This window comes from Sandarakinorhabdus limnophila DSM 17366 (assembly GCF_945882885.1).
Lineage (GTDB): Bacteria > Pseudomonadota > Alphaproteobacteria > Sphingomonadales > Sphingomonadaceae > Sandarakinorhabdus > Sandarakinorhabdus limnophila_A.
Genome location: NZ_CAMCWT010000040.1, coordinates 1 through 25,521 on the forward strand (window position 1 = coordinate 1; position 25,521 = coordinate 25,521).

The 25,521-nt window shown below is 63.7% G+C and carries 20 protein-coding genes, 2 tRNA genes and 1 other RNA gene; 21 read left to right on the plus strand and 2 right to left on the minus strand.

Going from position 1 to position 25,521, the window contains the following annotated elements; genetic code table 11:
* Window positions 1–74, minus strand: a tRNA-Gly gene (locus Q7O19_RS09650).
* Between the two features lie 102 nt (window positions 75–176).
* Between Q7O19_RS09650 and Q7O19_RS09655 the strand changes: the two genes are divergently transcribed.
* The 14 genes from Q7O19_RS09655 (at window position 177) to ssrA (ending at window position 19,204) form a co-directional block, all read left to right on the plus strand.
* Window positions 177–252: transfer RNA gene (locus Q7O19_RS09655), tRNA-Trp, on the plus strand.
* Between the two features lie 193 nt (window positions 253–445).
* Window positions 446–673, plus strand: a complete 228-nt coding sequence (gene secE, locus Q7O19_RS09660) for a preprotein translocase subunit SecE (protein WP_303810217.1) — start codon at window positions 446–448, stop codon at window positions 671–673.
* A gap of 8 nt (window positions 674–681) precedes the next feature.
* On the plus strand, window positions 682–1,218 hold the full coding sequence (gene nusG / locus Q7O19_RS09665) for a transcription termination/antitermination protein NusG (RefSeq protein ID WP_303810218.1): 537 nt from the start codon (window positions 682–684) through the stop codon (window positions 1,216–1,218).
* A gap of 73 nt (window positions 1,219–1,291) precedes the next feature.
* Entirely contained in the window at window positions 1,292–1,726 is a 435-nt protein-coding gene (gene rplK, locus Q7O19_RS09670) for a 50S ribosomal protein L11 (protein ID WP_022679373.1), read from the plus strand.
* 4 nt (window positions 1,727–1,730) lie between these two features.
* Window positions 1,731–2,429, plus strand: coding sequence for a 50S ribosomal protein L1 (rplA, locus tag Q7O19_RS09675; protein WP_029131231.1), 699 nt, complete (start codon window positions 1,731–1,733; stop codon window positions 2,427–2,429).
* Window positions 2,430–2,845: 416 nt separating this feature from the next.
* The gene (gene rplJ, locus Q7O19_RS09680; RefSeq protein ID WP_273433882.1) at window positions 2,846–3,361 is read left to right on the plus strand and encodes a 50S ribosomal protein L10; all 516 of its coding nucleotides are present in this window, start codon (window positions 2,846–2,848) and stop codon (window positions 3,359–3,361) included.
* Window positions 3,362–3,407: 46 nt separating this feature from the next.
* Window positions 3,408–3,782, plus strand: coding sequence for a 50S ribosomal protein L7/L12 (gene rplL, locus Q7O19_RS09685; RefSeq protein ID WP_022679370.1), 375 nt, complete (start codon window positions 3,408–3,410; stop codon window positions 3,780–3,782).
* A gap of 357 nt (window positions 3,783–4,139) precedes the next feature.
* Window positions 4,140–8,282: a DNA-directed RNA polymerase subunit beta gene (gene rpoB / locus Q7O19_RS09690; protein ID WP_303810220.1), complete on the plus strand. Its 4,143-nt coding sequence runs from the start codon at window positions 4,140–4,142 to the stop codon at window positions 8,280–8,282.
* An 87-nt stretch (window positions 8,283–8,369) separates the two neighbouring features.
* Entirely contained in the window at window positions 8,370–12,512 is a 4,143-nt protein-coding gene (gene rpoC / locus Q7O19_RS09695; RefSeq protein WP_303810222.1) for a DNA-directed RNA polymerase subunit beta', read from the plus strand.
* Between the two features lie 334 nt (window positions 12,513–12,846).
* The gene (locus Q7O19_RS09700; RefSeq protein ID WP_303810224.1) at window positions 12,847–13,083 is read left to right on the plus strand and encodes a PEPxxWA-CTERM sorting domain-containing protein; all 237 of its coding nucleotides are present in this window, start codon (window positions 12,847–12,849) and stop codon (window positions 13,081–13,083) included.
* Window positions 13,084–13,250: 167 nt separating this feature from the next.
* A complete protein-coding gene (locus Q7O19_RS09705) occupies window positions 13,251–14,483 on the plus strand; it encodes a glycosyltransferase family 1 protein (protein ID WP_303810240.1) in 1,233 nt (410 codons plus the stop codon).
* Window positions 14,480–15,727, plus strand: a complete 1,248-nt coding sequence (locus Q7O19_RS09710; RefSeq protein ID WP_303810225.1) for a TolC family protein — start codon at window positions 14,480–14,482, stop codon at window positions 15,725–15,727. The genes Q7O19_RS09705 and Q7O19_RS09710 overlap by 4 nt, the downstream gene beginning before the upstream one ends.
* Window positions 15,724–18,864, plus strand: coding sequence for an efflux RND transporter permease subunit (locus Q7O19_RS09715; protein ID WP_303810227.1), 3,141 nt, complete (start codon window positions 15,724–15,726; stop codon window positions 18,862–18,864). The genes Q7O19_RS09710 and Q7O19_RS09715 overlap by 4 nt, the downstream gene beginning before the upstream one ends.
* Window positions 18,857–19,204, plus strand: a transfer-messenger RNA (tmRNA) gene (gene ssrA / locus Q7O19_RS09720). The genes Q7O19_RS09715 and ssrA overlap by 8 nt, the downstream gene beginning before the upstream one ends.
* Before the next feature lie 102 nt (window positions 19,205–19,306).
* On the opposite strand, the gene Q7O19_RS09725 is transcribed toward ssrA, so the two are convergent.
* Window positions 19,307–19,813 (minus strand): DUF3833 family protein, encoded by a 507-nt coding sequence (locus Q7O19_RS09725; RefSeq protein WP_303810228.1) that lies wholly within the window; start codon window positions 19,811–19,813, stop codon window positions 19,307–19,309.
* A gap of 206 nt (window positions 19,814–20,019) precedes the next feature.
* On the opposite strand from Q7O19_RS09725, the gene Q7O19_RS09730 reads away from it, so the two are divergent.
* The 7 genes from Q7O19_RS09730 to Q7O19_RS09760 all read left to right on the plus strand — a co-directional run.
* Window positions 20,020–20,493, plus strand: coding sequence for an SspB family protein (locus Q7O19_RS09730; RefSeq protein ID WP_303810231.1), 474 nt, complete (start codon window positions 20,020–20,022; stop codon window positions 20,491–20,493).
* A gap of 53 nt (window positions 20,494–20,546) precedes the next feature.
* Window positions 20,547–21,152: a guanylate kinase gene (gene gmk / locus Q7O19_RS09735; protein WP_303780528.1), complete on the plus strand. Its 606-nt coding sequence runs from the start codon at window positions 20,547–20,549 to the stop codon at window positions 21,150–21,152.
* Window positions 21,152–21,784: a DUF4893 domain-containing protein gene (locus Q7O19_RS09740; protein WP_303810233.1), complete on the plus strand. Its 633-nt coding sequence runs from the start codon at window positions 21,152–21,154 to the stop codon at window positions 21,782–21,784. The genes gmk and Q7O19_RS09740 overlap by 1 nt, the downstream gene beginning before the upstream one ends.
* A 2-nt stretch (window positions 21,785–21,786) precedes the next feature.
* Window positions 21,787–22,566, plus strand: coding sequence for a sulfite exporter TauE/SafE family protein (locus tag Q7O19_RS09745; protein WP_303810241.1), 780 nt, complete (start codon window positions 21,787–21,789; stop codon window positions 22,564–22,566).
* An 11-nt stretch (window positions 22,567–22,577) separates the two neighbouring features.
* Entirely contained in the window at window positions 22,578–23,855 is a 1,278-nt protein-coding gene (locus Q7O19_RS09750; protein ID WP_303810234.1) for an amidohydrolase, read from the plus strand.
* A gap of 17 nt (window positions 23,856–23,872) precedes the next feature.
* On the plus strand, window positions 23,873–25,147 hold the full coding sequence (locus Q7O19_RS09755) for an amidohydrolase (RefSeq protein ID WP_303810236.1): 1,275 nt from the start codon (window positions 23,873–23,875) through the stop codon (window positions 25,145–25,147).
* A gap of 81 nt (window positions 25,148–25,228) precedes the next feature.
* Window positions 25,229–25,521 (plus strand): aldehyde dehydrogenase family protein (locus tag Q7O19_RS09760; RefSeq protein ID WP_303810238.1); only part of this gene is annotated, 293 nt, incomplete at its 3' end.

Sequence of the window (25,521 nt, forward strand, 5' to 3'; positions counted from 1 at the left end):
TGGAGCGGGTAGCGGGAATCGAACCCGCATAGCCAGCTTGGAAGGCTGGAGCTTTACCACTAAGCTATACCCGCGTTGTCTTGGCCAATAATCCAGCCGCGCCGCTGCCGCAACCTCTTGCGGCACAGCCTCTTGCACCGGCCGGCCCGTCTCTTTATAGCCGCGCGTCTGCACACAGGAGTGTAGCTCAGTTGGTAGAGCATCGGTCTCCAAAACCGAGGGCCGGGGGTTCGAGCCCCTCCACTCCTGCCAGCAGCTTCGGGTTTTCGGCCACAAGCGGTTGAAAAACAGGGGCGTTGGGCCCATTTCGGGGTATGCGGGCAGCGTCCATCCGGCCGGTAACGGGGTTTCCCGTACCGGTTATTGGCGTTGCAGGCGTCGGGCATTTGCGCCTGAACGCTGCGTTGTGTGATTCGTGTTGAGCGGAACGGCAAAGGGTGATGGCGTGAGTGAGGCCAAGGCAGAAGTGGCGAAGAAGCCCCGGGTTTCCCCGGCGGAATTCGTGCGCCAGGTGCAGACCGAAACCCGCAAGATCGCCTGGCCCACCCTGCCCGACACGGTGCGCATGACGATCATGGTGCTGATCATGACCACCTTGCTGTCGGTCTTCTTCCTTGGCATCGACCAGACCCTTGGTCGCACCGTCAAATTCCTGCTCAGCCTCGCTGCCTGAGGAACCCTATGTCGCGCTGGTACATCATTCACGCCTATTCCGGTTTCGAGAACAAGGTGAAGGAATCGATCCTCGCCGAAGCCCGCCGCATGGGCCTTGAAGCTTTCATCGATGCTGTCGAGGTGCCGGCTGAGACCGTCACCGAAGTGTTCAAGGGCAAGAAGCGCCAGATCGAGCGCAAATCGATGCCCGGTTATGTGCTGGCCAAGCTGGCGATGACCGACGACGTCTATCACCTCGTCAAGAACACGCCCAAGGTGACAGGTTTCCTGGGCCAGCAGAACAAGCCGCAGCCGGTGAGCGAGGCGGAAGCCGCCCGCATGCTGAACACCAAGACCGAGGAAACCCCTGCGGCCAAGATCAAGAAGAAGGCCAATTTCGAGATCGGCGACAGCGTGCGCGTGCTCGATGGCCCATTTGCCAGTTTCAACGGCCTGGTCGAGGAAATCGACTACGATCATGGCCGCGTCAAGGTTTCGGTGTCGATCTTCGGCCGGGCAACCCCGGTCGAACTCGGCTTCGAACAGGTGGAAAAGCAGAAGTAATTCAGCGCTTTCACCACAGGCGTGGGAGGCCGGTTGCCCCGGCCGCTAGCACCACACAACAAGGAGCGGCCACATGGCCAAGAAGATTACTGGTTATATCAAGTTGCAGGTGAAGGCGGGTTCCGCCAACCCCTCGCCGCCGATCGGCCCGGCACTGGGCCAGCGCGGCGTGAACATCATGGAATTCTGCAAGGCGTTCAACGCCAAGACTGAATCCCTGGAAAAGGGCACCCCGATCCCGACGGTCATCACCGTCTATGCCGATCGTTCGTTCAGCTTCATCACCAAGCTGCCGCCGGCCTCCTTCCTGCTCAAGCAGGCGGCTGGCCTGAAGTCGGGCGGCACCACGCCGGGCAAGGGCGCACCGGCTGCCAAGATCAAGCAGTCGCAGATCCGCGCCATCGCCGAGCAGAAGATGCCCGACTTGAACGCGAACAGCATCGAGATGGCGATGAAGACCATCGAAGGTTCGGCCCGTGCAATGGGCTTTGAAGTGGTGGAGGGCTGATCACATGGCTATGACCAAGAAGGCCAAGGCTCTGGCCACCGCGGTGAACCGCGACAAGCTGTATTCGATCGACGAAGCCATCGGCCTGGTGAAGAGCCTGGCCACCGCCAAGTTCGACGAGACCATCGAAGTCTCGCTGAACCTGGGCGTCGATCCCCGCCATGCCGATCAGATGGTGCGCGGCGTCGTCACCTTGCCCAAGGGCACCGGCAAGACCGTGCGCGTGGGCGTGTTCGCCCGCGGTGCCAAGGCTGATGAAGCCAAGGCTGCCGGCGCCGACGTGGTTGGCGCTGAAGACCTGCTGGAACTGGTGACCGGCGGCACGATCGATTTCGATCGCTGCATCGCCACGCCGGACATGATGGGTCTGGTTGGCCGTCTCGGCAAGGTGCTGGGCCCCAAGGGCCTGATGCCGAACCCGAAGCTGGGCACCGTGACCATGAACGTTGGTGAAGCCGTGAAGGCAGCCAAGGGTGGCCAGGTTGAATATCGCGTCGAAAAGGCCGGTATCATCCATGGCATCCTGGGCAAGGCCAGCTTCCCGCAGGACGATCTGCGCGCCAACTTCAACGCGCTGCTCGATGCCGTGATCAAGGCCAAGCCAACCGGCGCCAAGGGCAAGTATCTGCTCAAGGTTGCGGTCAGCTCGTCGATGGGCGCCGGCATCAAGGTCGATCCGTCGTCGACCGGCCAATACGCCTGATCGCCAGCGATCACTGAACACAAAAAAGGGGCCGGAGCGGGAGACTGCTCCGGCCCTTTTCCGTTCGGCCATCGCTTGACTCTGCTGGCGCTTCCCCCTATCGCGCCACAGCCGTTCCGGTCAGAAATGGCCGGGCGACCGTCCGAGATTGCAGGTGGTGTTTCACCTTAAGCCGTTTGGGCCTGCATGAGACGAGGTTGGTTTTCCCTGGTCGGGCCGCGTGCCTGATCCGGTCTGCGCTGGGTGTTCCCGGTGTGGTGACGATCCTCTTCGGACGGGCCTGGTGCCCGCTCCTCCCCAGCAATGGTGATTGGCAGGCGCAAGGCTCATGAGCCGGCGCAGCGTCATGCTGCGTCATCACCGGCCCGCCGGGCCGTCGAAAGACGGTCTTGCGGGCATGAAACCAAGGAGTGAGCATGGATCGCGCCCAAAAAGCCGACGCCGTCTCCAGCCTGGCCAAAACGCTGACCGAAACTTCGGTTGTCGTGGTCGCGCGCAACCATGGCCTGACCGTTGCTCAGTCGAGCGACCTCAGGAACCGGATGCGCGCTGCCGGCGCCAGCTACAAGGTGACGAAGAACAGCCTCGCGCGCATTGCGCTCGAAGGCACGCCCTACCAGCCGATCGGTGATCTGCTGACCGGCCCGATCGGCCTTGCCACGTCCACCGATCCGGTGGCCGCTGCCAAGATCGCGGTGGAATTCGCCAAGACGACCGACAAGTTCGAAATCGTTGGCGGTGCCATGGCCGGCACGGTTCTGGATGTGAATGGCGTGAAGGCCCTGGCCGAACTGCCGTCGCTCGACCAGCTGCGCGCCAAGATCATTGGCCTGGTCAACGCCCCGGCGACCAAGCTGGCCCAGCTGGCCAGTGCGCCGGCCGCCAAGCTGGCTCGCGTCTTCTCGGCCTATGCCGAAAAAGATGCCGCCTGAGGCATTCGAACACGACAAACCAATCTGAAAACACTGGAGAAATACAATGGCTGACCTGAACTCGATCGTTGAACAGCTTTCCGCCCTGACCGTGCTGGAAGCCGCTGACCTCGCCAAGATGCTGGAAGAAAAGTGGGGCGTGTCCGCCGCTGCGGCCGTGGCCGTGGCCGCTGGTCCGGCCGCCGCTGCTGCTCCGGCTGCTGAAGAGCAGACCGAATTTGACGTGATCCTCACCGGCGACGGTGGCAAGAAGATCAACGTCATCAAGGAAGTCCGCGCCATCACCGGCCTGGGCCTGACCGAAGCCAAGACCCTGGTGGAATCGGCTCCGAAGGCCGTCAAGGAAGCCGTGTCGAAGGCTGACGCCGAGAAGATCAAGAAGCAGCTCGAAGAAGCCGGCGCGACGGTGGAACTCAAGTAAGCTTCAACGCTTCATGCCGGCCCGTCCGGCAGGAAACAGGAAAGGGGTAGCTCCAGCCGGGGCTGCCCCTTTTCCTTTGGCATGTCGCCGCACCCGGCGCTCCCCCTTGCCCAAATCCAACAAAACGCCTATCTGCCGCTCATCACCGGAAGGGATCTCGATTCCCGGCCAGCCTGCTGCTTTTCGAGACACGGCCCGTAGCGCGATCGGGCCGCGACGGAGGAAGGGTGGCGGGGCTTCTATCGCCAGTGACCGTGCGACATTCCGCTGCAGTGGGGTGCTGTGCGGTTTTTGCTGTTTTTCCAGACGGGCTTGCCTGCTGGAAGCGAAATTTTGACCAGAAGGCGACCAGAACACATGGCCACCCAGATGAAGCCGCCCCAGGGCGTGAAGCCGTTCAACAACCGCCGCCGCATCCGCAAGAACTTTGGCCATATCGGCGAAGTCGTGCAGATGCCGAACCTCATCGAGGTGCAGCGCGAAAGCTATGAACAGTTCCTGCGGTCCAACCCGGCGGTGGGCTATGTCTCCGGCCTTGAAAAGACGCTGCGCAGCGTTTTCCCGATCCGCGATTTCGCCGGCACCGCCGAGCTGGACTTCGTGCATTATGAACTGGAAGAGCCGAAGTACGACACGGACGAGTGCCGCCAGCGCGGCATGACCTATGCGGCGCCGATGCGCGTCACGCTGCGGCTGATCGTGTTCGAAGTGGATCCCGATACCGAAACCCGCTCCGTGCTCGATATCAAGGAGCAGGATGTCTACATGGGCGACATGCCGCTCATGACCGGCAACGGCACCTTCATCATAAACGGCACCGAGCGAGTGATCGTTTCGCAGATGCACCGTTCGCCGGGCGTCTTCTTCGATCATGATCGCGGCAAGACCCATGCTTCGGGCAAGTATCTGTTTGCCGCCCGCGTGATCCCCTATCGCGGTTCGTGGCTCGATCTGGAATTCGACGCCAAGGACATGGTCAACGTCCGCATCGACCGCAAGCGCAAGCTGCCGGTCACCACGCTCCTGTACGCGCTGGGCTGGCATTCGGAAGAAATTCTGAACCTGTTCTACAACCGCGTCACCTGGGTGCGCGGCCATGGTGCGAACAACGAAGCCGGCTGGAAGGTGCCGTTCGTCGAAGCCAATTATCGCAATGCCAAGCCGACGTTCGACGTGGTCAACGCCGATACCGGTGAAGTCGTGTTCCCGGCCGGCACCAAGATCACGCCGCGCATGGTGCGCAAGGCGACCACCGATGGCCTGACCAGCCTGCTGATCCCGACCGAGGAAATCTTCGGTCGCTATTCGGCGTTCGATCTGATCAACGAAGCCACCGGTGAAATCTACATCGAAGCCGGTGACGAACTGACCGCCGAAAATCTCGAGAAGATCGACCGCGCCGGCCAGACCAGCATCGAACTGCTCGACATCGATCATGTGTCGGTGGGTCCGTGGATCCGCAACACTCTGATGGCCGACAAGGTGGAAGAGCGCGACCATGCGCTTGCCGAAATCTATCGCGTCATGCGCCCCGGCGAACCGCCGACGCGCGAAACCGCCGAAGCCATGTTCTATGGCCTGTTCTTCGATCCGGACCGTTACGACCTGTCGGCCGTGGGCCGCGTGAAGATGAACATGCGCCTGGCGCTGGACTGCCCGGACGATGTGACCGTGCTGCGCCGCGAGGACATCGCCTCGGTGGTGAAGACGCTGGTCGAACTGAAGGACGGCAAGGGCGAGATCGACGACATCGACAATCTCGGCAACCGCCGCGTGCGTTCGGTCGGCGAACTGCTGGAAAACCAGTATCGCGTTGGCCTGCTGCGCATGGAACGCGCGGTGAAGGAGCGCATGTCGAGCGTCGATATTGACACTGTCATGCCCAATGACCTGATCAACGCCAAGCCGGCCGTGGCCGCGGTGCGTGAATTCTTCGGCTCGTCGCAGCTGTCGCAGTTCATGGACCAGACCAACCCGCTCAGCGAAGTCACCCACAAGCGCCGCGTCTCGGCCCTCGGCCCGGGCGGTCTGACCCGTGAGCGCGCCGGCTTTGAAGTGCGCGATGTTCACCCGACGCACTATGGCCGCATCTGCCCGATCGAAACGCCGGAAGGTCCGAACATCGGTCTGATCAACAGCCTCGCCACCTTCAGCCGCGTCAACAAATATGGCTTCATCGAAACGCCGTACCGCAAGGTGGATAACGGCAAGCTGACCGACGATGTCGTCTATCTTTCGGCCATGGAAGAAGCCCGCCACACCATCGCGCAGGCCAACGCCGGCATCGATGCGGGCGGCACCTATGTCGAGGAACTGATCTCGGCCCGCCAGGCCGGTGAATTCCTGATGGCCCCGGCCAGCACCATCACGCTCGCCGACGTGTCGCCGAAGCAACTGGTGTCGGTCGCCGCATCGCTGATCCCGTTCCTGGAAAACGATGACGCCAACCGCGCGCTCATGGGTTCCAACATGCAGCGTCAGGCTGTGCCGCTGGTGAAGGCCGAAAGCCCGTTCGTGGGCACCGGCATGGAAGGCACGGTCGCGCGCGATTCGGGCGCTGCCATTGCCGCCAAGCGCACCGGCATCGTTGACCAGGTGGACGCCACCCGCATCGTGATCCGCGCCACGCAGGACGTGGAGCCGGGCAAGTCGGGCGTCGACATCTACACGCTGATGAAGTTCCAGCGTTCCAACCAGTCCACCTGCATCAACCAGCGCCCGCTGGTGACCGTGGGTGACCTGGTGCAGAAGGGCGACATCATCGCCGACGGTCCGTCCACTGAAGATGGTGAACTCGCGCTGGGCCGCAACGTGCTCGTCGCGTTCATGCCGTGGAATGGCTACAACTACGAAGATTCGATCCTGATCAACGAGAAGATCGTCAAGGAAGACGTGTTCACGTCGATCCATATCGATGAATTCGAAGTGATGGCCCGCGACACCAAGCTGGGCCCGGAAGACATCACCCGCGACATTCCCAACGTTGGTGAAGACGCGCTGGCCCGTCTCGACGAAGCCGGCATCGTCTACATCGGCGCCGAAGTGGAACCGGGCGATATCCTGGTTGGCAAGATCACCCCCAAGGGTGAATCGCCGATGACGCCGGAAGAAAAGCTGCTGCGCGCCATCTTCGGCGAAAAGGCCAGCGATGTGCGTGACACCTCGCTGCGTCTCCCGCCGGGCGTGTCGGGCACCATCGTTGATGTGCGCATCTTCAACCGCCATGGCATCGACAAGGACGAACGCGCCCTGCAGATCGAGCGCGAGGAAATCGAGCGCCTTGAAAAGGACGCCACCGACGAACGCGCCATCCTTGATCGCGCCACCTATGCCCGTCTGCGCGATGCGCTGCTGGGCCAGGAAGTGGTCGCCGCGCCCAAGGGCGTGAAGAAGGGCGCCGCCATCGACGAGGCCATGCTGGAAGAACAGCCGCGCCGTGAATGGTGGAAGTTCGGCGTGGCCGATGATGCCATGCAGGCCGGCCTGGAAGCGTTGAAGGCGCAGTGGGATGAAGCCCACACCACCATCACTGCTCGCCTCGAAGACAAGAAATCCAAGGTGCAGGCCGGCGACGAACTGCCGCCGGGCGTGCTGAAGATGGTGAAGGTCTTTGTCGCGGTGAAGCGCAAGCTGCAGCCGGGTGACAAGATGGCCGGCCGTCACGGCAACAAGGGCGTCATCTCCCGCATCCTGCCGCAGGAAGACATGCCCTTCCTTGCCGACGGCACCCCGGTCGACATCGTGCTCAACCCGCTGGGCGTGCCCAGCCGCATGAACGTCGGCCAGATCTTCGAAACCCACCTGGGCTGGGCCGCGCGCGGCCTTGGCAAGAAAATCGCCGAGATGCTGGAGAACATCCATCAGACCATGGCGAGCGGTACGGCCAACGAGATCCGCGAACTGTTCAAGGCCATCTATGGCTCGCAGTATCTGCTCGACATCGCCGATTACGACGATGCCGCGGTGATCGAACTGGCCCGCAACCTGGTGGGCGGTGTGCCGATGGCCACCCCGGTGTTCGATGGCGCCAAGGAAGCGGACGTGTCGCACATGCTGGAACTGGCCGGGCTGGAAACGTCTGGTCAGGTCGAGCTGTTCGATGGCCGCACCGGCGATGCCTTCGATCGCCGTGTCACCGTGGGCTATATCTACATGCTCAAGCTGCACCACCTGGTGGACGACAAGATCCACGCCCGCTCGATCGGTCCCTACAGCCTCGTCACCCAGCAGCCGCTGGGCGGCAAGGCCCAGTTCGGTGGCCAGCGCTTCGGGGAAATGGAAGTGTGGGCGCTGCAGGCCTATGGCGCGGCCTACACCTTGCAGGAAATGCTCACCGTCAAATCCGATGACGTGGTGGGCCGCACCAAGGTGTATGAAGCCATCGTCAAGGGTGACGACACGTTCGAAGCCGGCATCCCCGAAAGCTTCAACGTGCTGGTCAAGGAAATGCGGTCGCTGGGCCTCAACGTCCAGCTGCAGAGCAACGAGAAGGTGGATTAACCGGCCTCACCGCCGGTTATTCCCCACCCCACACTCTGCCCACCCCCAGCCCTTCCCGCGAGCGGGAGGGGAAACGGAGGAAAGAAGATGACGAACGAAGTGATGAATTTCTTCTCGCCGGCCGCCAAGCCCGAGACGTTTGACCAGATCCAGATTGCCATCGCCAGCCCGGAGCAGATCCGCAGCTGGTCGTTCGGCGAGATCAAGAAGCCGGAAACCATCAACTACCGGACCTTCAAGCCGGAGCGTGATGGCCTGTTCTGCGCCCGCATCTTTGGCCCGATAAAGGATTACGAGTGCCTGTGCGGCAAGTACAAGCGCATGAAGTACAAGGGCATCGTCTGCGAAAAGTGCGGCGTGGAAGTGACCGTGTCGAAGGTCCGCCGCGAGCGCATGGGCCATATCGAACTGGCCGCGCCGGTTGCCCACATCTGGTTCCTGAAGTCGCTGCCCAGCCGCATCGGCATGCTGCTCGACATGCAGCTCAAGCAGCTGGAGCGCGTGCTCTATTTCGAACAATATGTGGTGCTCGATCCGGGCATGACGCCGTTCAAGAAGTTCGATCTTCTCACCGAAGAAGAACTGATGACCGCCCAGGAAGAATATGGCGAAGACGCGTTCCAGGCCGGTATCGGTGCCGAAGCCATCCGCATCCTGCTGCAGGAACTCGATCTTGAAGGCGAGATGGAGACGCTGCGCGAGGAGCTGCGCACCACCAAGTCGGAACTGAAGCCGAAGAAGATCATCAAGCGGATGAAGATCGTCGAGAGCTTCATCAACTCGGGCAACAAGCCCGAATGGATGGTGATGCAGGTGGTGCCGGTGATCCCGCCGGAACTGCGCCCGCTGGTGCCGCTGGATGGTGGCCGCTTTGCGACGTCGGATCTCAATGATCTCTATCGCCGCGTCATTAACCGCAACAACCGCCTGAAGCGCCTGATCGAGCTGCGCGCGCCGGACATCATCGTGCGCAACGAAAAGCGCATGCTGCAGGAAGCAGTGGATGCGCTGTTCGACAACGGCCGCCGTGGCCGCACCATCACCGGTGCCAACAAGCGTCCGCTGAAGTCGCTGTCCGACATGCTGAAGGGCAAGCAGGGCCGCTTCCGCCAGAACCTGCTTGGCAAGCGCGTCGATTATTCGGGTCGCTCGGTGATCGTCACCGGTCCGGAACTCAAGCTGCATCAATGCGGCCTGCCGAAGAAGATGGCGCTGGAACTGTTCAAGCCGTTCATCTACTCGCGCCTCGACGCCAAGGGTCTTTCGATGACCCTGAAGCAGGCCAAGAAGTGGGTGGAAAAGGAACGCAAGGAAGTCTGGGACATCCTTGACGAGGTGATCCGCGAGCATCCGGTGCTGCTGAACCGCGCGCCGACGCTGCACCGCCTTGGCATCCAGGCGTTCGAACCCGTGCTGATCGAAGGCAAGGCCATCCAGCTGCACCCGCTCGTCTGCTCGGCCTTCAATGCCGACTTCGACGGTGACCAGATGGCCGTGCACGTTCCCCTGAGCCTTGAGGCCCAGCTGGAAGCGCGCGTGCTGATGATGTCGACCAACAACATCCTGTCCCCCGCCAACGGCAAGCCGATCATCGTGCCGTCGCAGGACATGGTGCTGGGTCTCTATTATCTGTCGATGGAGTCCGAGAAGGAACCGGGCGAAGGCATGGCCTTCGGCACGATGAGCGAAGTGCACCAGGCGCTGTTCAACAAGAACGTGACCTTGCACACCAAGATCATCGCCCGCGTGCCGCAGACCGATGAGAACGGTCAGCTCTACATGAAGCGCGTGAACACCACGCCGGGCCGCCTGCTGCTGGGCGAAACGCTGCCCAAGAGCCACAAGGTGCCGTTCGAAACCATCAACCGTCTGCTGACCAAGAAGGAGGTCGGCGACGTCATCGACACCGTCTATCGGCACACTGGCCAGAAGGAGACGGTGCTGTTTGCCGATGCCATCATGGCGCTGGGCTTCCGCCACGCGTTCCAGGCCGGCATCAGCTTCGGGAAGGACGACATGGTGATCCCAGCGGCCAAGGCGGTTCTGGTCGACAAGACCAAGGCCGAGGTGAAGGATTTCGAGCAGCAGTATCAGGACGGCCTGATCACGCAGGGCGAGAAGTACAACAAGGTCGTTGACGCCTGGTCCAAGTGCGGCGACCTGGTTGCCGGTGAAATGATGAAGGAAATCAGCGCCAAGAAGAAGCGGCCGGATGGCCGTGAGGCGCAGATCAACTCCATCTACATGATGGCGCACTCCGGTGCCCGTGGTTCGCAGGCCCAGATGAAGCAGCTGGCCGGCATGCGCGGCCTGATGGCCAAGCCGTCGGGCGAGATCATCGAAACGCCGATCCTGTCGAACTTCAAGGAAGGCCTGACCGTGCTGGAGTATTTCAACTCGACCCACGGCGCCCGCAAGGGTCTGGCCGATACCGCGCTGAAGACCGCCAACTCGGGTTACCTGACCCGCCGTCTCGTCGACGTTTCGCAGGATTGCGTCGTCGTCGAGGAAGATTGCGGCACCCCGCGTGGCATGCTGATGAAGGCCATCGTCGAAGGCGGCAACACCATCGTGTCGCTGGGTGAGCGTATCCTGGGCCGTACCGTGCTGGTTGACATCGTCGATGCCAAGACCGGTGAAGTCGTGGCGCCGGCCGGTCACCTGCTGACCGAATCCGACGTGACCCGCATCGAAACGGCGGCCGTGGCGGAAGTGAAAATCCGCTCGCCGCTGCTGTGCGAAACCAAGGGCGGCGTCTGCTCCACCTGCTATGGCCGCGACCTTGCGCGCGGCACGCCGGTGAACATGGGCGAAGCCGTGGGTGTCATCGCGGCGCAGTCCATCGGCGAACCGGGCACGCAGCTCACCATGCGCACCTTCCACATTGGTGGTGCGGCGCAGGTGTCGGAACAGTCCACGCTCGATGCGCCGGTTGATGGCCTCATCGAATTCCGCGGCATCGTCACCATCACCGACAGCCGTGGCCGCAACGTGTCGATGGCGCGCAACGGCGAACTCGTCCTGCGCGACAGCGAAGGCCGCGAACGTTCGATCCACCGTATCCCTTACGGCGCGCTGATCACGCACCTTGAAGGCATCACGGTGAAGAAGGGCGATCGTCTGGCTGAGTGGGATCCGTACACATTGCCAGTGATCACTGAAAAGTCGGGCAAGGTGAAATACCAGGACCTGATCGAAGGCACGACCCTGAAGGAAGAAGTCGACGAAGCCACCGGCCTCGCCAACAAGGTCGTCACCGAATGGAAGTCGAGCAACAAGAAGGACGATCTGCGTCCGCGCATCACCCTGCTCGATGACCAGTCCGGTGAATCGGCGCGCTACATGCTCGCCACCGATGCCATTCTGTCGGTGGCCGATGGCCAGGATGTGTCGGCCGGTGACGTGCTGGCGCGTATTCCGCGTGAAGCTGCCAAGACCCGCGACATCACCGGCGGTCTGCCGCGTGTGGCCGAATTGTTCGAAGCCCGCGTTCCCAAGGACAACGCGGTTATCGCGCGTGTTGATGGGCGTGTCGAATTCGGCAAGGATTACAAGACGAAGCGCCGCATCAACATCCGTCCGGAAGATGGTGGGGACGTCGCCGAGTATTTGGTGCCGAAGGGCAAGAACGTGGCCGTGCAGGAAGGCGACTTCGTGCGCCGGGGTGACTATCTGATCGATGGCAACCCCAACCCGCACGACATTCTGGAAGTGCTGGGTGTGGAGCCGCTGGCCGAATATCTCTGCGCCGAAATCCAGGAAGTCTATCGCCTGCAGGGTGTGCGCATCAACGACAAGCACATCGAAGTGATCGTGCGCCAGATGCTGCAGAAGGTGGAAATCACCGAAAGCGGCGACACCACGTTGCTGGTGGGCGAACAGGTCGACCGCGAGGAGATGGACGAAGAAAACGCCAAGCTTGGTCAGGATGGTCGCGTGGCCGCCGGTAAGCCGGTGCTGCTCGGCATCACCAAGGCCTCGCTGCAGACCAAGTCGTTCGTGTCGGCGGCGTCGTTCCAGGAAACCACCCGCGTGCTCACCGAAGCCGCGGTGCAGGGCAAGATCGATACCCTGACTGGTCTGAAGGAAAACGTCATCGTCGGCCGCCTGATCCCGGCCGGCACCGGCGCCGGCATCGGCCGCCTTCGTGTGGCCGCTGCCAGCCGCGATGCGGTGCTGCGCTCCGTGCAGCAGGCCAACGCCAAGGCGCTGGAGCAGACCGAAGGCTGATCGACCGCACCGCCCAATCGGCGGCACAGAATGCGGGGCGTGACGGGCAACCGCCGCGCCCCTTTTTCATGCGCCCTCGCCGCCAGTTCAGCCCGAAAGCTCTGTCTTTTCACAATTCCGTGGAGCCGCCTGACAAGCTGGCTGTGAACGGCCGTGAAAACACTGCATACGGCATTTGAGTTAACGAAATTGAAACTTTCTTGAACTTTTATATTAATCCTGTATGAAGGAATCGTTCAGTTTAGCGCATTGACGCGTGAGTCGTTCCTTGTGCTGCGCTGGATTGAGCCGTGTCAGCGGTTGGCCGGCGTTGCGCTTGTTCGGGGGAATGATCATGAAAATCGTGAAATTTGCAGCTGCGGCGGCTCTGTGCATCCACACACTCACCTTCACCGGTGGCTATCGCATCAACGATATCCAGGGCCTCAACAGCTCGGCTGCCTATGAAAAGCTGGTGTTCACCAACTCGGGGACCGTGGTGCCGGAACCGGCCAGTTGGGCGATGCTGATCGCCGGCTTCGGCTTGGTTGGCGCCGTGGCCCGTCGCCGCCGGGCTGCCACTGCCGCCTGATCGCGGGCAACCGCAATTCGCAAAAGCGCCGCCCGGCCATCCGGGCGGCGCTTTTGCGGTTCTGGCCCGATCTGGGCCGACCTGCCCTCACTCTGCCCCGTCTTGGCCACAATGGCATGCGAATGAGCGAGTGAATAAGGGAAATGATCGTGGCCACCGCCTTTAAGATGCCCGAAGTGTTTGAAACCGCGCCTGCGTCGGCGCCCGCCCGCCCGCTGCGGATCGTGCTCTATTCGGGCAACTATAACTACGTGCGCGACGGGGCGAACCAGGCGCTCAACCGGCTGGTGGCATTTGTCGAACGGCAGGGCTGCAACGTGCGGGTTTATTCACCCACCAGCGATACGCCGGCGTTCGAACCGGCCGGCACGCTGGTTTCGGTGCCCAGCCTGTCGATCCCCGGGCGCGACGAATATCGGGTGGCGCTGGGCGTGCCCGATCGGCTGAAGCGCGAAATTCGCGATTTCGCGCCCGATATCATCCATCTTTCCGCCCCCGATCCCGCGGCCCATTCGTTGAAGCGGCTGGCGCGCGGATTGAAGGTGCCGGTGGTGGCCTCCATCCACACCCGGTTTGAAACCTATCTTGAATATTATGGTTTCGGCTTTGCCCGGCCGCTGATGGAAATGATGCTGCGCCGTTTCTATGCCGGGCTGGATGAAGTGTTCGTCACCACGCCCGGCTTTGGCGAGATGATGCGGGCTGCGCGCATTATCGCCAATGAACCTGCGGTTTGGAGCCGGGGTGTGGACAAGGCGCGCTTCAATCCGCAGCGCCGCTCGTCGGAATGGCGCTGGTCGCTGGGCATCGGCGACAGCGAGCCAGTGATCGGCTTCGTCGGCCGACTGGTGCTGGAAAAGGGACTGGAAACCATGGCCGCTGCGGTGGCCGAACTCAAGCAGCGCGCTGTGCCGCACCGTCTGGTGGTGGTGGGCGATGGCCCGGCGCGGGAGCGGTTCGAAACGCTGGCGCCTGATGCCATCTTCACCGGCTTTCTTGATGGCACCAACCTGGCGCGGGCCTATGCCAGCATGGACATGCTGCTCAACCCGTCGACCACCGAAACCTTTGGCAACATCAATTTGGAAGCCATGGCCAGCGGCCTGCCGGTGGTGGCGGCGCGGGCCAGCGGCAACGAATGTCTGGTCACCGATGGCACCACCGGCGCGCTGGTGAGGCCGGGTGACATCGCCGGCTATGCTGATGCGCTGCAGCATTATTGCACCGATCCGGTGCTGCGCGCCGGGCACGGCAAAGCAGGGCTGGCCGCCGCGCAGGCGTTTGACTGGGATGCCATCAACGGCGCCGTGCTCAACCGCTATCGCGACCTAATCGCAACTAAGAACCCGCAATATAACGGGTTTTCTTTTGTAGCAATTGCTCTACGCGGATCGGGATGATCCGCATGGTTTGCCTCTTTGCCGCCATTGCAGTGGCGGCCCCCGCCGCAGCACAGACAGCGCTGTCCATCGATGCGCTCGCCGCCGACGTGGTGGCCGGCAATCCCGAGCGCCAGTATCTTGCCCGCCAGATCAGCCTGGCGCAGACCGGTGTCTCAGCGGCTGGCCGGCTCGCCGATCCGGAAATCAGCATCGATTTCGGCGAAAAGCGCACCGACAGTCCATTGACCGGTCAGCGGCTGGGCGACGGCCCGGCCTTTGCCGTCTCGATCCTGCAGCCGATCGAGTTCAATGGCCGTATCCCGCTGCGCAAGGCGATTGCGCAAGGCAATGTGACGCTGGCGCGTCTGGGGCTGGCACAGTTCGATGCCACGTTGGCCGGCCGTGCCCGCAGCTTGGGCTATCGTTTGTTTGCCGCCGGTGAACGCGCCGATGCCGCCGCCGCCGTGGCGGGGCGGATGCGCGGCCTGGCCGCGGTGTTGGTGGCGCGCGATCCGGCCGGGCCGGCGCCGCGCCTGGAAGCCGCCGTGCTGGAAGCCTCTGCAATCAACGCCGAACGCATCGCCGCTGAAGCGCAGGCCAGCTACAACGCGATCCTTTATGAACTGAACGGCTTGCGCGGCCAGCCCTTCCCGGCGCGGGTGCGCATCCTGCGTCCGCCGTCGGCACCGCCGCCGTTGCCGGATGTGACGGTGCTGGCCGATCGGCTGGAAGGCGGCAATTTCGAACTGCTCGCGCTGAAGGCGCAACTGGGCCAGCAGGGGCTGGCGGTGCGTTTGGCCGAAAAGAGGCGGGTTGGCGCCATCACGATCGGGCCCTATCTCACGCGGGAACGCGGCGATGTGCGCGACACCATTGCCGGGGTGCGCGCGCAAACCACGATCCCGTTGTGGAACCGGCAGGAAGGCGATGTTGCGGCCGCCGAATCGCGCGCCGCACAGGGTGAGGCGGCGCTGATCGCGACTCGGCGGCGCCTGCTGGCCAGCCTGCATGCCGATGCCGCCCTCTATCGCGCACGGTCGGAGGCACTGGAGAAGTGGCCGGGGGATGCGCCGCAGCACTTCGCCGAAGTCGCCGCCGAAGCCGACCGCGCCTATCGCCTGGGTGCGGTGCCGCTGGCCATTTATGTCCAAATGCAGACTGGCTGGCTGGATGCGCAAACGGCGGTGCTCGAGACGCGCGCCGGCCTGTGGGAAGCGCGGGAGAATATCCGCATCCTCACTGGGGGCGGCGAACAGCCGTGATCGCCACCCTGATTTCGGCCAGCGCCCGCCATCGTGGCGGCGTGCTGATCGCGGCGCTGATTGCGGCGGCGATTGGCCTGTATCACCTCGTCACCTTGCCCATCGATGCCGTTCCCGATGTGACTGGCGTGCAGGTGCAGGTGAACACCGCCGTGCCGGGCCTCGCCGGCGAGGAGATCGAGACGCGGGTGACGGTGCCGATCGAGCGACTGATGGGCGGCCAGCCCGGTCTCACTGGCTTCCGCTCGCTCACCCGTTCGGGCCTGTCGCAGGTGACCTTGCTGTATGAAGACGGCACCGATGTGATGCGCGCCCGCCAGGTGGTGACGGAACGGCTGGCGACTGCGATGGCGACACTGCCGCCCGGTTCGGCGCCGCAACTGGCACCGATCACCACCGGGCTGGGCGAGATTCTCTATTACACGCTGGAATGGGATCACCCGCCGCACGCCGAGCCGCATCACGCTGGCCTGCAACCGGCCAGCACCCAAGACGAACATCTGATGGCCCTGGCCGAAACCCAGGAATATGTCGTTATCCCAATGCTGCGACAGGTCGCCGGCGTCGCCGAAGTGAACAGCATCGGCGGGCTGGAACGCCAATATGTGATCGAGCCGAACCTGGCAAAGCTGGCGGCCGCCGGGGTGACGCCGGCCGAACTGGCCGGCGCCGTTGCCGCCTATGCCGATAATGCCGGTGGCGGCGCCATCTCGCTGAGCGGGCGCCGGCTGGTGGTGCGCACCGATGCCAAGGTGATGCAGCCCGAAGCCATCGGTGCGCTGCCGGTGAAGTTCGCCGGCGGCGTGCGGCCGCTGACCGTGGCTGATCTTGCCACCGTGCGTGTTGGCCACATGCTGCGCGCGGGCGCGGCCACCGTGAACGGCCAGCAGACCGTGATGGGCACCATCATGATGCTCACCGGCCAGAACAGCCGAGAGGTGGCCCGGCGGGTGGACGAACATCTGTCCGAGGTGCAGGCGGCCTTGCCCAAGGGCATGGTGATCAAGGTGCGCTATGACCGTGCCGACATTGTCGAGCGCACTGTCGCCACCGTGCGCAGCAATCTTTCCGAAGGCGCATTGCTGGTGGCGTTCGTGCTGATTCTGGCGCTGGGCCAGTGGCGGGCGGCGCTGATCGTGGCGGCGGTGATTCCGGTGGCTTTTCTGCTGGCCAGCATTGGCATGGTGCGGCTCGATATCAGCGGCAATCTGATGAGCCTGGGTGCGCTCGATTTCGGGCTGGTCGTCGATGGGGCGATTGTGGCGGTGGAAAACGCCCTGCGCCGGCTGGCGGCCGAACAGGCGCGGCTGGGCCATCCGCTCACTGATACCGGTCGCCGCGCGGTGATTTCCGAAGCCATGGGGCAGGTGGCGCGGCCCGTGGCCTTTGGCGTTGCGATCATCACGCTGGTTTATGTGCCGGTGCTGGCGCTGGGCGGGGTGGAAGGCAAATTGTTCCGGCCGATGGCGATCACGGTGATGTTGGCGCTGTCGGCAGCGCTGCTGGTGAGTGTGACACTGGTGCCGGCACTGGCATCCTATTGGCTGAAGGCCGGCGCCAGTGCCGAGCCGACCCGGCTGGTGGCGGCGTTGGAACGCGCCTATCGCCCGGTGCTGGATGCGACGCTGGCGCGGCCGTTGCTGGCCTTGCTGCCGGCGCTGCTGGCGGTGGGTGCGGCCGGGCTGCTGTTCACCCGGCTTGGCACCCAGTTCACGCCGCGGCTGGATGAAGGCTCGATCACCACCATGGTCTACAAGCCGGTGGATATGAGCCTGGAGAAGAGCCTGGCGCTGGAGATCGCGCTGGAAAAATCGCTGCTGCAGAAATTCCCGCAGATCACTGCCGTGTTTTCGCGCATCGGCACCTCGGCGGTGGCCACCGATCCGATGCCGCCGAACGAGAATGATCTTTATGTCAGCTACAAGCCGCTGAGCGAATGGCCGGTCGATGGCCCGCAGAGCAAGGTCGCGTTGCAGGATGTCATCGAAGCCGAAGCCCGACGCCAGTTTGCTGATCAGAGCTTCCTGCGCGGCCAGCCGATCGAGATGCGTTTCAACGAAATGCTGGAAGGCACGCGCGCCGATCTGTCGGTGAAGGTTTTCGGCGACGACAATGACCGGCTGGAACAATTGGGCGGGCAAGTGCTGAACGTGCTGAAACGTCTGCCTGGCACGGCGCAGGCCGAATATGAAGTGGATGGCCGCACCCCCAGCCTGGTGGTGCGGGTTGATCACGACGCGCTGGTGCGACTGGGCCTGGGGGCGGACGAGGTGAACCGTGCCATCAGCACCGCGCTGGCGGGGCAGGAAGTGGGGGCCATATTGGAAGGTATCCGCCGCCATGGCATTGTCGTGCGCCTGCCCGATTTCAGCCGCGCCGATCTCGATACCATCCGGGCGCTGCCGCTCAGGGTCGGGCAGGCCGGGCTGCTGCCGCTGGGCCGGGTGGCAAGGCTTGAGGAAGTGCTGGCGGTGGAGCCGGTGCGCCGCGACAATGGCCAGAAGCGCGCGGCGCTGCTGGTCAATCTTTCGGGCAGCGATATCGAAGGCTATGTCGCCCACGCCAAGGCGGAAATGGCGAAGGCGGTGGCGCTGCCCGAAGGCTATCGCATCGAATATGGCGGCCAGTTCAAGCAGTTGCAGGAGGCCAAGGCGCGGCTTGTGGTGCTGGTGCCGGCGTGTCTGCTGCTGATCCTCGTGCTGGTCTATGGCGCGCTGGGCTCCGTCTCCCAGGCGCTGATCGTGTTTGCCGGCATCCCGCTGGCGGTGACGGGCGGCGTGTTTGCGCTGGCCGTGCGGGCCATGCCCTTCTCGATCACGGCGGCGATCGGCTTCATTGCGCTGTCGGGCATTGCGATGTTGAATGGTCTGGTGATGGTTGACCACATCAACCATCTGCGCGGCGAAGGCATGGCCAGGGACGATGCGGTGCGCGAGGGCGCCATGGACCGGCTGCGGCCCGTCATCTCCACCGCGCTGGTGGCCAGCATCGGTTTCCTGCCGATGGCGATTGCCACTGGCGCCGGGGCGGAGGTGCAGCGTCCACTCGCGACCGTGGTGATCGGCGGCATCCTCTCCTCCACCCTGCTCACCCTGCTGCTGCTTCCGGCGCTCTATCGCCGTTTCGTCAAGACTTGAGGAATCGCCGGGCAGCGCCTACATAAGTGATGCCGGCTTGCCGGATATGGCGATAAATGATGCCGTGAAATAGACGCAGCGGACCCGGGGGCAGTACCCGGCGGCTCCACCATTTCTTCAACCCGTTGTCTGGGCGATGCATGGGGCCGAACCAGAATCGACGTGTGTTCAAAGACGATATTTTTGCCCGGCCTGAATGAGCCGTAAAACCGTTCAAAACACCATAAATGCCAACGACAACGAGGCATTCGCAATCGCAGCGTAACCCGGTCCTCACGGACTGAGTTTCACTGGCCGAAAGCGCGGTACGGGCCACACCGGGCAACAGAAGTGGATTCCAGCGGCCCGAGGGGGGCCGGGCAACAGAACCCCCTCACCAATTTGCACAATCACGGCCCCCCGACCCGCAAGCGACACTGGGGGGCCGGGCAACAGAACCCCCTCACCGATTTTCGCGCATGATCACCTCGTCCAACCGTGCGACCGGCAGGCCGAATTTGCGCACGATCATCACATTGTGCAGCATCTGGCCGCCGGGCTGCAGCGCCAGCCATTGATCGGCGCGCAGGCCCCCCTTCATGTTGAAACGCAGGTGCAGGCGATTGCCCTCGATGCGGCCGGTCACCGGCCCGGCAGCATCGCTCAGGCTGCCGGCGACACCACTCGGCCCATCACGGCGCAACTTCCATTGCCGCTGCGTCGCCGGCTGGCCCGCCAGCGTCACCGTCTGATCGAGGATGAGGCCGCCACCGCTGCCCCAACGCCCAACGCTGGCCACCGTCACGGCGCGCGGCCGGCGCAGGGAGATCTTCAGTGTGCCTTCGCCTCGGCTTTGCCCGTTAAAGAAGGCCAGCGCATCAAGCGCGGGCGCGTCGGCCCGGGCCGGCGGCAATCGCCCGGCCGAAACACAGCCTGAAAGGCCGGCGAGCAGGGCAAGGGCCGCCGTCATTCGCCCGGTGTTCCCGCATTGCATCCTGTTTCCTCCACCAAACGCCGCCAAATGCCAGCGAAGATACGCGCGACCCGGCTGCGGCGATGTCATCCACCACCGCGGCGGGCATATCGCTTGACCTTGGCCCCCCTTGACCTAGACAACGCCTCGCGCCAATCGAAGGCGACATTCCCCCCGCGTTTTTCAGCCAAGGCTCAGCTCTCGTGAACGACACCACGCCCGACAGCCTGATCCCCTATGACGACATCGTCCAGGATGCGCTGCGCGGTGTGGTCAGCCGCGTGTTGCAGCGCATATCGGATGAAGGTGGCCTGCCCGGCGGTCATCATTTCTACATCGCCTTTCGCACCCGTGCGCCCGGCGTTTCCATCCCCAAGCATCTGATGGAGCGTTATCCGGACGAGATGACCATCGTCATCCAGCATCGTTACTGGGATCTGATCGTGGCCGATGATCATTTCTCCATCGGGCTCAGCTTCAACCAGATGCCATCCAGCCTGGTGATCCCCTATGATGCCATCGTTGGCTTTGTGGATCCCGCGGTGAATTTCGCCCTGCAATTCGCGCCGGAGGATGGCGAGGGGCCGCCACCCGAAACGCCGCCGGAAACGCCGCCGCCCGAACCTCAGGATGAAGGCAGCAACGTCGTCACCCTTGATCGGTTCCGCCGCAAGTGACGCAGTTTGCCCGCACCGGCGCGCCGGCCCGCAGTCCACTCCGGCGCGGCCTGATGTTCGTCCTGTCCTCTCCCTCGGGTGCCGGCAAGACCACCATGTCGCGCGCGCTGATGGCCGAAGACAGCGGCATCACCATGAGCGTTTCGGCCACAACGCGCAGCCCACGCCCCGGTGAAGTGGACGGCGTTGATTATTATTTCGTGTCGCACGACCAGTTCCAGTCGATGGTCGAAGAAAACGCCCTGCTGGAATGGGCGACGGTGTTCGGCAACCGTTATGGCACCCCGCGCGCACCGGTGGAATCGGCGCTGGCCGATGGCCGCGATGTGCTGTTCGATATCGACTGGCAGGGCACCCAACAGTTGCAGCAGACCGATGCGGCCTCCGATCTGGTGCGGGTGTTCATCCTGCCGCCGCATCTTGATGAGCTGGAACGTCGCCTCAAGAACCGCAACACCGATCACCCGGAAGTGATCGCCGATCGCATGGCGCGCGCGCGCGACGAGATCAGCCATTGGGGCGAGTATGATTATATCCTCGTGAACGATGATGCCGAAACCTGCCTGAACGAAATCCGCGCCATCCTGAAAGCCGAACGGCTGCGCCGCAAACGCCAGCTCGGCCTGGCCGGATTCGTGCGCGGCATGCTGGGCGAGTGATGAGGCGCGCGCTGGCCCTGCTGGCGCTGCTGGTTCTGGCCGGCTGCAGCGGCAAGGATGAAGAGCTGCGGCCCTATGCCGTCGTGCGCCGTGCCGATGTGTGGCAGGCGGTGATCAAGGATCAGGATCGTGGCCGGCTGGCACGCCTGTCAGAAGCCTGGGATCAGGCCCGTGCCGATGTGGCCGAAGCCGGTGCCGCCGCCGAAATGGCCGCTTTGGGCCCGGTAACCGGCGATGCCATCACCACCAATCCGGCTTTGCCGACAGCAGGTGCCCACCAGTGCCGTACCATCCAGCTTGGTTGGCGGCAGGGCAGCCCGCGTGTCAGCCCGACGGTGCAGGCCAGTGCATGGGCGCCGTGCCGGCTCAGCGCCGATGGCATCGTGCTGCGCTTTGAAACGGCGCCGGGGCCGCAGCAGTATCTGGGCACGCTCTATCCCGATGTCGATCGGCTGGTGTTTCTCGGCACGCTGCGGCTGGCCGGCGAGATGGGCCGGCTGCGTTATGGCGAGGATGGTGAACGCGACCAGCTGGGTGTCTTGCAGGCGGTCGGGCCCGGCCACTGGCGCATCGCGCTGCCGTGGCCGCGCTGGACGGCACGGTTGGTGCTGATCGAACTGCGCGCCGCCTGATCGTGCCCGCAGGCATTGCCGAATTGCTCAGCGCGCAGGGCTGGGCCTTCTGGGTCGCAGCGCTGGTGGGCGTGACCATCCTGGGCCTCGCCAAGGGCGGCTTTGCCGGGCTGGGCGTGCTGGGTGTGCCGATCATGGCACTTGGCATGAGCCCGGTGCTGGCCGCGGCCATATTGCTGCCGATCCTGTTGGTGCAGGACGTGTTTTCGGTGAAGGCCTTTGGTGCCCACCGCGACGTTGCCATCTTGAAAATCATGGTGCCGGGCGCGTGCGTGGGCATCTTCGCCGGCTGGGCGCTGGCGCGTTTCGTATCGGTATCGGTGGTAGAAGCGGCGGTGGGCCTGATTGCCATCGTGTTTGCCATCCAGCGTATCCGCGCCGAACATCGCGGGGTGCCGGCGCGACTGGGGAGAGCGTGGGAGGGTGTGGCGATGGGCGCGACGGCCGGCTTCACCAGCCAGATCGCCCATGCTGGTGGGCCGCCTTTCCAGATGCATGTGCTGCCGAAGAAGTTGCCGCGCGACATGTTCATCGGCACCAGCAGCGTGTTTTTCGCACTGATCAACTGGCTGAAAGTGCCCGCCTATTATGCGCTGGGTGCCTTCACGCCGGAAAATCTGTGGTTGGCCGCGGCACTGATGCCGGCGGCGCTTGCGTCCACGTGGGCCGGCACCGTGCTGGTGCGGCGTATTGATGGCCCGCGTTTCTATGCCATCATGCACGCGCTGATGATCCTGGTGGGCGGCAAGCTGGCGTGGGATGGCTTGTCGGCTCTGGTTTGAGGGGGAAGAAGATGAAGACGATCCTGCTGGCGGCTGCCCTGCTGGCCACCTCCGCGGACGCCGGGCCGGTCGATCTGGTCGCGCTCTATAAGGATCTCCACGCCCATCCCGAACTGGGCTTCCAGGAAACCCGCTCGGCCGGCATCCTCGCCGCGGAAGCCCGCGCTGCCGGCTGGCAGGTGACCGAGAAAGTGGGCGGCACCGGTGTCGTGGCCGTGATGAAGAGCGGCCCCGGCCCCACCGTGCTGGTGCGCGCCGACATGGATGCGCTGCCGGTCAAGGAAATCACCGGCCTGCCCTATGCCAGCCAGGCCACCGGCCATTATGCAGGCGGCCCCGAAACCCCGGTGATGCATGCCTGCGGCCACGACATCCACATGACGGTGTGGGCCGGCGTGGTGCGGGCGTTGGCGGTGAAGAAGACCGCTTGGCGCGGCACGGTGATCATGGTCGCGCAACCAGCCGAAGAGATTATCCAGGGTGCGCGCGCCATGCTGGCCGACGGGCTCTACGCCCGTTTCGGCCGCCCCGATTATGCCCTGGCGCTTCACGATGGCACCGGCCCTGCCGGTACGGTTCAGGTCAATCTGGCCGCCAATGCCTCGGCGGCCGACACCGTGGACATCGAGGTGAAGGGCGTTGGCGGCCACGGCGCCTACCCGGCCGACACCAAGGATCCGGTGGTGCTGGCTAGCCGCATCGTGCTGGCGCTGCAAACGTTGGTGAGCCGCGAGAATGATCCGTTCCGCCCGGCGGTGGTAACGGTGGGCAGCATCCATGGCGGCACCAAGCACAATATCATCGGCGAAAGCGTGCACCTGCAACTCACGGTGCGGAGCTTTGATTCTGCGGTTCAGGCCAAGCTGATCGAGGGCATCAAGCGCATCGCCCGTGGTGAAGCGATCGCCGCCGGCCTGCCGGAGAGCCTCTATCTCGAGGTGACGGTGGACCCTAATGGCACCCAACCCACGATCAACACCAGCGCGCTTGCCACCCGCATCAAGGCGCTGTTCCAGAAGACGCTGGGGCCAGACAAGGTTCTGGAAGGCAACCCGTCGATGGCGTCGGAAGATTATAATCAGTTCGGCCTTGCCGATCCGCGCATCCAGACGGTGATGTACAGTCTGGGCGCGGTGAATGCCGAACTTTGGGCCAAGGCGCAGAAGGATGGCACCAAACTGCCCGGCCCTCACAACCCGCGCTGGGCGCCCGATCCTGCCCCCACCATCGCCACTGGCGTCGCCACCATGACCGACGCAGTGATGATGTTGCTGCCTACCAAGCGCTGAAACAGGGAATCATGACCATGAAGTGTGTCCTCGCTGGCCTGGTGCTTGCTGCTGCTGCCCCCGCCCTTGCTGCTCCGGTTGATCTGGTCACGCTCTACAAGGATCTGCACGCTCACCCCGAACTGGCCTTTCACGAGCTCCGCTCGGCCGGCATCATGGCGGCCGAAGCGCGGGCAGCCGGCTTCGAGGTAACCGAAAAGGTGGGCCGCACTGGCGTGGTGGCAGTGCTGAAGAACGGCAAGGGCCCAATCGTGCTGATCCGCGCCGACATGGATGCGCTGCCGGTGAAGGAAGCTACCGGCCTGCCTTACGCCAGTGTCGCGCTGGGCCAGTATGATGATGGCCCGATGACACCGGTGATGCATGCCTGCGGCCACGATATCCACATGGCGGTGTGGATCGGCACGGCGCGCTGGCTCGCGGAGCATCGCAAGGTCTGGCGCGGCACCGTGGTGATGATCGGGCAGCCCGCCGAAGAAGCCAGCGGCGGCGCGCGGGCGATGCTGGCCGATGGCCTGCTCACGCGCTTTCCCAAGCCCGATTTTGCTTTGGCCTTGCACGACAACAGCACACTGCCTGCCGGCCAGGTGAGCGTGCCGCTGTTCCGGGCGCTGTCGATCAGCAGTTCGATGGATATCGTTGTGAAGGGCGTTGGCGGCCACGGCGCCTATCCGGCGACGACGAAAGACCCGGTGGCCCTGGCCGGGCGAATCATCACGGCACTGCAAACCATCATTTCCCGTGAAAACGATCCGTTCCAACCGGCGGTGATCACCGTGGGCAGCATCCACGGCGGCACCAAGCACAACATCATCCCCGATGAGGTGGCGCTGCAATTGACCATTCGCAGCTATGACAGCGTCCAGCAGCAGCGGTTGATCGACAGCATCAAACGGGTGGTGAACGGCGAAGCTATCGCCGCCGGCATCCCCGAACGCCTGATGCCGAGCTTCCGTGGCGGCACGTTCGGCCAGCCCACGTTGAACGACACGCCGATGGCCACCCGCCTGAAGGCCCAGTTCGAAGCCAAATTGGGCAAGGACCGGGTGGTGGACCTCGATCCGTCGATGGCGTCGGAAGATTTCCAGTATTTCGGGCTGGAAGCAAAAATCCCGTCGGTGATCTATTGGCTGGGTGGCGTCGGCAAGGCGCAGTGGGAGGCCGCGAACGCTGGCGGTCCGGCGATCCCGTCGCTGCACAACAGCGGCTGGGCCCCTGATCCGGCACCGACCATCGCGACGGGTGTGGAAAGCATGACAGCAGCCGTGGAGATGCTGCTGCCGGCCAAATAGCCTTATCAAAAGCGCCAAGCGCCGAATCGCCCCATCGGCGTGCTACAACTCTCCCAACCACACAGCTGGGGAGGCTGAGCTATGCGCGACTACACCAAATTCTATATCGACGGCCAATGGGTAGATCCGGCGGTGCCCAAGCAGCTCGACGTGATCAACCCGGCGACCGAAGCCGTGGCTGGCGTGATCTCGATGGGCAGCGCTGCCGATGCTGACCGCGCGGTGATGGCCGCCCGCAAGGCGTTTTCGGGCTATTCACAAACCAGCCGCGCCGACCGCGTTGAATTGCTGCAGAACATCCTGGCGAAATATCAGGAGCGTTTTGCCGAAATCGCCGCAGCCATCACCGAGGAAATGGGTGCACCGGGCTGGCT